The organism is Burkholderia sp. Bp8963, from assembly GCF_003854275.1.
In the GTDB taxonomy this organism is placed as follows: domain Bacteria; phylum Pseudomonadota; class Gammaproteobacteria; order Burkholderiales; family Burkholderiaceae; genus Burkholderia.
Genome location: NZ_QTQP01000106.1, coordinates 1 through 7,649, shown reverse-complemented (window position 1 = coordinate 7,649; position 7,649 = coordinate 1). Strand labels below are relative to the sequence as shown.

The following is a 7,649-nucleotide window of genomic DNA, read 5'->3' as shown; positions in this document are numbered from 1 at the left end:
CGGCGTCGTCGGCGAACAGGTTGCGCTTGCCGTCGCCGATCGACATGTGCATGTGCATGCCGTTGCCCGGGCGGTTCGCGAACGGCTTCGGCATGAACGAGCAGATCATCCCGAGTTCGTTCGCGATTTCCGACGCGGCCATCTTGAAGAACACGTAGTGATCGCACGACGTCAGGCAATCGGTGTACGTGTAGTTGATCTCGAACTGGCCATTCGCGTCCTCGTGATCGATCTGGTAGACGTCGATGCCGACCGCGCGCAGCGATTCGGTGAGCTTTTCCAGGAACACACGCGTGCGGGACAGCCCCTTGTAGTCGTAGCAGGGCTTCGCCAGCGTATCGCTCGGGTCGCAAGGCTCGAGCACGCCCGAAGCCGAACGCTTCAACAGCGAAAATTCGGGCTCGAGGCCGGTAAAAAGCGTCCATCCGCGCTCGGTCAGACGGGCAACCTGCCGCTTTAGCGTCACGCGCGAATCGAACACCCACGGTGCGCCGTCCACATGACCGTCGCAAGCGATCCGCGCGAGTCCAGACTGCCACGGCACCGGCGTCAGCGTCGCAAGATCGCCGACCGCCATGTAGTCCGGCCCGTTCGGCTCGATACCGACACCCCAGATCGCGAAGCCCGCAAAGCCCGCCCCCGCGGTCAGCACGCTATTCAGATGCGCGACCGGCACCGACTTCGCCTTGGCCACGCCGTGAATGTCGACGAATTGCGCGAGCACATACTTGACGCCGTGTTGCCCGAGGTATGTCTGCGCTTCGTCCACCGAATCGAAGCGGGGTACGCTTCCGAGCGCGTTGACCGGCAACTGGCTCGTATCGTTCAGGTTCATCGTCTCTCCTTGCAACTGCATCGTTTGCTGGTTTGAGAAATCCGCTCGACGCGCGAGGGACCCGGCTGCGATTCATCGGCACGCACAGCCCGGGGTGAGCTGCGACCGTGTCCGCAGTACATGGCGGAATTTATTAACGTGCAACAATAATTCCTGTCATGAAACTCGTTGCCCGCGCACCGGCGCGTCCCGCCATGCCGGTGTGCGCACTGCAATCTGCTACCCTTGCCCCTTTTGCCGAGGTCGACGATGCACACCGCTGACGACAGCAAGACGCCGCTGGAACGCTATCTCGGGTCGACCATTCGCGAGCTTCGCCAGCGCCACGGCCTGACCATCGCCCAGGTCGCCGAACAGGCCGGCATCAGCCGCGGCATGCTGTCGAAGATCGAAAACGCACAAACCTCGACCGGTCTCGACGTACTCCATCGGATTGCCCAGGCGCTCGGCGTCTCCATGGCCGTCCTGTTCCGCAACTTCGACGTCCCGCAAGGCGGCGCCCAGCTCGTGAAGAAAGGCGCCGGGATGGAAGTCGTCCGCAAAGGGACGAAAAGCGGCCACACCTACCATCTGCTCGCCTACGACCAAGGCCCTCGCAAAACTTTCGAGCCGTTCCTGATCACGATGGAGGACCAGGCGGAACGCTTTCCCGTGTTCGAGCATCCCGGCACCGAGTTCATCCACATGCTCAAGGGCGTGATCGAATACCGGCACGGTCAGCAGACCTACATCCTGCATCCGGGCGACACCCTGACGTTCCGCGCCGACGTACCGCACGGCCCGGAACGCCTGATCAAGACCCCGATCCAGTTCCTGTCGATCTTCGTCTACGGACAACCTGCCGACGAATGAACATCCCGTCGCGAGAGATAACGCAAGCCTCGTACCAGGTTTATCAACAGGAATCAAAGATTCCCATGGATAAACACTCCGGGCGACATGGAACCCGTGCGTCATCCGGTGCGAACCGGGCCCTTGCGTGCTACGGGTGCGGTTCCACGCCACTTTCGGTGCAACGTCGCACTGATACGGGAACCACGGTTACGAAGATGTATCAGTGATCCTTATGCTGCGACTGGCCGCAGCGCTGCCAGCGCATCCAGCGCCGCGCCGATCATCCGGCGCACCGTGGGCTGCACGAGCGCCGCACGCGCGGGGTCGTATGCAAACGGGAAGGCTTCGTTCATGTACGTCGACTGGCACATCTCCAGCTGGATCGCGTGCACGCCGTGCGATGGCCTGCCGAACGAGCGGGTAATGAAGCCGCCCTTGAAGCGGCCATTGGCGACCGACGTGAAGGGGCTTGCCGCGGCCTCGCTTTCGACCGCAGCCTGTACGGACGGCGCGACAGTCCGGCCGTCTTGCGTGCCGATGTTCAGGTCGGGCAGCTTGCCGTCGAACAGCCTCGGCAGCGCGCTTGCGATCGAGTGCGCTTCCCAGAGGAGCACGTTCCCGTGGCGCTCGCGCAGCCGCGCCAGCTCGGCTGCCAGTGCCGTGTGGTACGGCTGCCAGTACGCGCCGACCCGGCGGCCCTTCTCCGCCGCGTCCGGTTCGCATCCTTCTCGATAGACCGGCTCGCCTCGAAACGTTTCGGTCGGACACAGGCCCGTCGTCGTCTGGCCAGGGTACAGGCTCTCGTCGTCCGGGGGACGGTTGAGATCGATCACGTAACGCGAGAGCGTCGCGCCGAGCACCGTCGCGCCGAGCGTCGTTGCGAACGCATACAGGCGATCGAGGTGCCAGTCCGTGTCGGCGAGCGTCAGCGCGCGGTCGGTGTACGCATCGCGCAACGGCGCGGGTATCGCCGTTCCGAGGTGCGGAATCGAAATCAGCAGCGGCGCATCGCCGCGTTGCAGCGTGTATAGGTTACTCATCGAGGGCTCCGTACGAATCAAAGCAATGCATCTTCGGGCAACTGCGGCACGGCGCGCGCGAGCGCGGGCCGGATCGAATGGTCGAGCACGGACCGCGTCAGTTCGACGATCTCCGTGACGAAGTCCTCCCACTCGCCCTGCCGATGCAGGAGAAAGAAATCGCGCCGGCCGAGCCGGCCGGACGGCAACGGCAGGACGGCAACGTCGTCGAGATAATGTCGCGCCTGCCAGAGGCACAGCGGCGTCGAGATCGCGAAGCCGAGTCGCGCGGCAACCAGACTCAGCAGCGGATCCGTCGCGTCGAATTCGAAGCGCCTCGGGCTGTCGATGCCGAGATGACGCGCGAACCGCTCCACCTGCTGACCGATCACGGACCGCGCCGTGTAACGGATCAACGGGAGTTCGGCAGCCAGCGTCCGCCAGTCGACCTTCGGGCGACCGGCCAGATGCGCGCGCGCGACGACCACGACAAACGCTTCCGAGAACAACGGCACCTCGACGATGCGCGCATCGCTGACCGTGGTTTGCGTGCACACGGCGACGTCGATCTCCCGGTCATGCAATTGCTTGCTCAAACCCGGCGTGATCCCGGACCACATCGAAATCTGCCTCGACGCGCCCGACACCGCGCGGATCAGTTCCGGTCCGACTGTCGCGGCGAACGAATCGACGCAGCCGAGCCTCACCGGCAGGCGCCCCGCGTCCGACGCGTCGCCGACGCGCGTGCTGACCATTTGCGCATGCTCGAGCAGCGGGCCGGCCAGTTCGAGCAGCGCCCGGCCGGCAATATTGGGGCGCGGTGGGCGGCTCTCGCGATCGAACAGCACCGTCCCCTGCTCGCGCTCCAGTGCGGAAACAGCCTGGCTGATCGCGCTCTGGCTCACACCGATGCGCCTGGACGCACCGGTCATCGAACCGGTCTCACATACGGCGACGAATGCCTGCAGGGCACGCAGGTCGATTGGCGATGGGGTGCGTCGCATAAAGGCTCCAGATGCCGAGGAGGACGACCATTCCGCCAATACGCGACGAATGGTGCGCCGGTTCGGTTCGCCCGGGTGCTGGATGAGCACTTCCGGGCACGTTGCATAAGTTTGCCTAATACAAAATTCGGCGACACCGCTGCTCCCTAGAATCGGCTCGTCGTCTACCCAGAGGGAAACCATGAGCCATTTCGACTTCATCGTGATCGGTGCCGGCGTGATCGGCACGTCGGTCGCGCATCATCTTGCGTCGCTCGGCGCCAACAACGTCCTCGTCATCGAACGCGGCATGATCGGCGCAGGCACCACGTCGCAATCGTCCGGCCTGCTGCGCACGCACTATTCGGTCCGTCAGAACGTCGAACTGGCGCGCGCGTCGTGGTGGGCATTCAACAACTTCGCCGAATACGTCGGCGACGACGAAGCGTCCTGCGGGCTCGTCAAGTGCGGCTACATGATCTGCGCACCGGATGGGGAGAAACTCGAGCCACTGCGCGCGTCGCTCGACGCGCAGCGGGCGATGGGTATCGACGTCCAGTTGCTCGATCGGAACGACGCACACGCACGCCTGCCGATTGCGCAGTTCGACGACGCGGCGCTGATCGGCTTCGAACCGGAAGCCGGCTTTGCCGATGCTTACCTCGTCGCGACGAGCTTCGCGAAATCGGCGCGCCGACGGGGCGTGAAAATTCTCGAGGGCACGACCGTCACCGGTATCGTGCGCGACGGCCGCCGCATTGTCGGCGTCGACACGAGCGCCGGCCGCTTCACGTGCGGCACGCTGATCAGCACCCAGAATATCTGGACGCCGGAACTGGCCGGCTGGATCGACGTACCGCTGCCGGTCACGCCTGAGCGGCACACCGTGCTGGCACTCGAGTGCGACGCAAGGTATTCGTTCCAGATGCCCGCGTTCAAGGACCTCGGCTCGCCCGGCATGCTGTATTACCGCAGCTATGGCGGCAGCCAGATGCTGGTCTCCGAGGGCGTCGTCGGCGAGACGCTGAATACGCCTGAAACCGAACAGGGCGACATCTCTCTCGATTACGTCGCCGAAGTCGGCGCGCAGGTCGCCGAACGTTTTCCCGCCTACGAGACGGCGGGGCTCGCTTCGTCGTGGACCGGCGTCTACGACGTGACCCCCGACTGGAACCCCGTGCTCGGCAACGTCGGCGACATCGAAGGGCTGGTGGTCGGCTTCGGCTTCTCGGGTCACGGCTTCAAGCTGTCGCCCGGCATCGGCAAGCTGCTTGCGCAGCATGCGCTCGGACAGCCGACCGACGTGTCGCTGGCTCCCTACGCGCTCGAACGCTTTGCGACCGGCGCATTGCTTACCGGCAAGTACGGCCTCGGCGCCGTGTCCTGATCCACATCCTTTCGACGAGACATGCCCATGCCCCTGAAGATACTGGTGCCCGTCAAGCGCGTCGTCGATCCGAACGTGCGCGTGCGGGTCGGTTCGACCGGCTCGATCGAGACGACCGGCCTCAAGATGTCCATCAACCCGTTCGACGAATGCGCGCTCGAAATGGCGCTGCGCCTGCGCGAAGCCGGTCATGCCGCACAGGTGAGCGTCGTCACGTGCGGCCTGTCCGCCTGCCAGGACGTGCTGCGCACCGGCCTCGCCATGGGCGCCGACGACGCGATCCTGATCGACACCGGCGACGCGGCCGCGTCGCTCGATTCGCTGGGCGTCGCACGGCTGCTGCACGCGTACATCGGCTCGTCGCCGTACGACCTCGTGCTCTGCGGCAAGCAGGCGATCGACGACGACACCGGCGGCGTCGCGCCGATGCTGGCCGGCCTGCTCGGCTGGCCGCAGGGACTCGACGCCACCGCACTCGCACCCGAAGGCGACGGCTGGCGCGTCACTTGCGGCGACGACAGCGGCACCGCGACCTGGCGACTGGCCGGACGCGCCGTCGTGAGCGCCGACCTGCGCCTGGCCGAACCGCGACGCGTAACGCTGCCGAGCATCGTCAAGGCGAAACAGAAACCGCTTGCCGTCGTTCATGCCGCGCAGTTCGCAGTCGATCTCGCGCCGTCGTCACGTGTGTTGCAACTGGACGAACCGACCGTGCAGCGCGCAGGTCACCGTGTTGCCGACATCGACACACTGATTGCCGCGCTCGCTGCACACAACGTCTTTGCCCATCAAGGAGTCTCGGCATGAGAACGCTCGTTGTCGCCGAAGCCACGGCCGACCATGCGCTGGCGGACGCGGTCCGGCGCGTCGTGACTGCTGCAATGGCGCGCCGGCATCCGGTCGACTTGCTGGTGCTCGATCCCGTGGCTGCGGCGGAAGCCGCGCTGATCGACGGCATCGATCGGGTGCTCCGGCCGGATACGCCGAACGTCGCCGGTACCGTCACGCCGGAAAGTCTCGCCGCGCTGCTGGCCGGACTGGCACCGCGCTACGCGCTGATCGTGGCCGCCCATCGCACACTCGGCCGGAACGCGTTGCCGCGCGCCGCCGCGCTCGCCGGTGCGGCGTTCATCGCGGACGTAACCGGCGTGACGGACGATGGGCGCTTCGTTCGCGGCCTGTATGCGGGGAGCATCATCGCGACCGTCCAAAGTGCGCGTGAGACCACGTTCGCGACGGTGCGCGCATCGTCGTTTGCGGCGGCAGGCGCGCGCGCCGAACCGGCATCGATCGATTCCGTGGATACACTGCCCGCGTTCGCCGCGACGACGCTCGTCGAACGCAACGGCGCCCAGACAACCGGAATCGATCTCGCGAATGCGCCGATTGTCGTGTCGGGCGGACGCGGGCTCGCGTCCAGCGAGAACATGGCACGGCTCGGCACGCTCGCATCGCGTTTTGGCGCGGCACTCGGCGCATCGCGCGCCGCGGTCGACGCCGGCTATGCACCGAACGCGATTCAGGTCGGGCAAACCGGCAAGACCGTCGCGCCCGACGCGTATCTCGCATTCGGCATCTCGGGCGCCGTTCAGCACCTGGCCGGCATGAAGGATTCGAAGTGGATCGTCGCCGTCAACAAGGATCCGGATGCGCCCATCTTCTCGTTTGCGGATGTGGGCTTCGTGGGTGATCTGTTCGACGTGATGGCCGCGATCGAACGTCACATCGATGCGGGGAGCAGCGCATGACGGGCGCCGATTCCGGGGAAGACATCGTCCCGCGCGTGCCTGCGCCACTTTCCCCTGCGGGGAGTGCGCCATCTGCGGCGCACTACTCGTCCGTCCGGTTCATCGATTGCACGCAGGTCGCGCCCGAAGCCTGGGCAAACGGCGCCGGACTCACGCGAACGATCGCAAGCCGCATCGACCGTGACGGCAACGTCGACTGGCGTGTCAGTCTTGCAACGCTCGACGGGGCGGCCCGCTTCTCGCAGTTTCCGGGCGTCGACCGGATACTCGTCCCGGTCGACAACACGAGCGTCGAACTCCGCGCGCAGGACGGACATCTCGTCGCCCACCCGATCGTGCCGGCACACTTTCCCGGCGATTTGCCGGTGTGGACGACCGATATCGTGCGGCCCACGCACGTGCTCAACGTGATGACGCGCCGCGTCGCCTGCCGGGCCACCGTGACCGTGGCGACGCATTCGCGTCGCGTGACACCTGCGCCAACGCATCTGCTGATTTGCGCGGCCGGTCAATGGCGCTTCAGCAGCGCCACGCTCAGCACCCAGACGCTGCTGCCGATGCAGGGCCTTTGGCTCGACGGCCGCAGCGAAGAACTCGATCTGCAGTCCGACGCACTTGACTCCCGCCTGATCTCGATCGCAATCGAGCCAGTCGAACGCTAACCCCTGCTCTTTTATCCGCTCATGTCTCACGCTTCGCTTATCGAACAACATGGCCCGCGCGAATCGATGGAATACGACGTCGTGATCGTCGGCGGCGGCCCTGCCGGGCTGTCCGCGGCGATCCGGCTCAAGCAGCTCGCCGCCGAGAAAGGCGCCGAGATCGGTGTGTGCGTGCTCGAGA

General features: G+C 65.6%; 8 protein-coding genes and 1 pseudogene. 6 read left to right on the top strand and 3 right to left on the bottom strand.

The features are described from left to right. Positions 1 to 835: pseudogene (locus tag DID96_RS37150) on the bottom strand (type III glutamate--ammonia ligase); the annotation flags it as partial. Positions 836 to 1,084: 249 nt separating this feature from the next. On the opposite strand from DID96_RS37150, the gene DID96_RS37145 reads away from it, so the two are divergent. Continuing rightward, the gene (locus DID96_RS37145) at positions 1,085 to 1,687 is read left to right on the top strand and encodes a helix-turn-helix domain-containing protein (RefSeq protein ID WP_124604229.1); all 603 of its coding nucleotides are present in this window, start codon (positions 1,085 to 1,087) and stop codon (positions 1,685 to 1,687) included. A 212-nt stretch (positions 1,688 to 1,899) separates the two neighbouring features. On the opposite strand, the gene hutG is transcribed toward DID96_RS37145, so the two are convergent. Together hutG and DID96_RS37135 are read right to left on the bottom strand one after the other, a co-directional pair. Continuing rightward, positions 1,900 to 2,709, bottom strand: a complete 810-nt coding sequence (hutG, locus tag DID96_RS37140; protein WP_124604227.1) for an N-formylglutamate deformylase — start codon at positions 2,707 to 2,709, stop codon at positions 1,900 to 1,902. 17 nt (positions 2,710 to 2,726) lie between these two features. Next, on the bottom strand, positions 2,727 to 3,692 hold the full coding sequence (locus tag DID96_RS37135) for a LysR family transcriptional regulator (protein ID WP_124604231.1): 966 nt from the start codon (positions 3,690 to 3,692) through the stop codon (positions 2,727 to 2,729). A 181-nt stretch (positions 3,693 to 3,873) separates the two neighbouring features. Here DID96_RS37135 and DID96_RS37130 point away from each other — a divergent pair, with 181 nt between their 5' ends. The 5 genes from DID96_RS37130 to DID96_RS37110 all read left to right on the top strand — a co-directional run. Next, complete coding sequence (locus DID96_RS37130) at positions 3,874 to 5,058, top strand: FAD-binding oxidoreductase (RefSeq protein ID WP_124604225.1); 1,185 nt, start codon at positions 3,874 to 3,876, stop codon at positions 5,056 to 5,058. Between the two features lie 27 nt (positions 5,059 to 5,085). Beyond that, on the top strand, positions 5,086 to 5,865 hold the full coding sequence (locus DID96_RS37125; RefSeq protein ID WP_124604223.1) for an electron transfer flavoprotein subunit beta/FixA family protein: 780 nt from the start codon (positions 5,086 to 5,088) through the stop codon (positions 5,863 to 5,865). Beyond that, positions 5,862 to 6,806: an electron transfer flavoprotein subunit alpha/FixB family protein gene (locus DID96_RS37120; protein ID WP_124604221.1), complete on the top strand. Its 945-nt coding sequence runs from the start codon at positions 5,862 to 5,864 to the stop codon at positions 6,804 to 6,806. Before DID96_RS37125 ends, DID96_RS37120 begins: the two co-directional genes overlap by 4 nt. Further along, the gene (locus tag DID96_RS37115) at positions 6,803 to 7,468 is read left to right on the top strand and encodes a HutD family protein (RefSeq protein ID WP_124604219.1); all 666 of its coding nucleotides are present in this window, start codon (positions 6,803 to 6,805) and stop codon (positions 7,466 to 7,468) included. Before DID96_RS37120 ends, DID96_RS37115 begins: the two co-directional genes overlap by 4 nt. A gap of 21 nt (positions 7,469 to 7,489) precedes the next feature. Beyond that, a partial coding sequence (locus DID96_RS37110) for an FAD-dependent oxidoreductase (RefSeq protein WP_124604217.1) occupies positions 7,490 to 7,649 on the top strand: 160 nt, incomplete at its 3' end.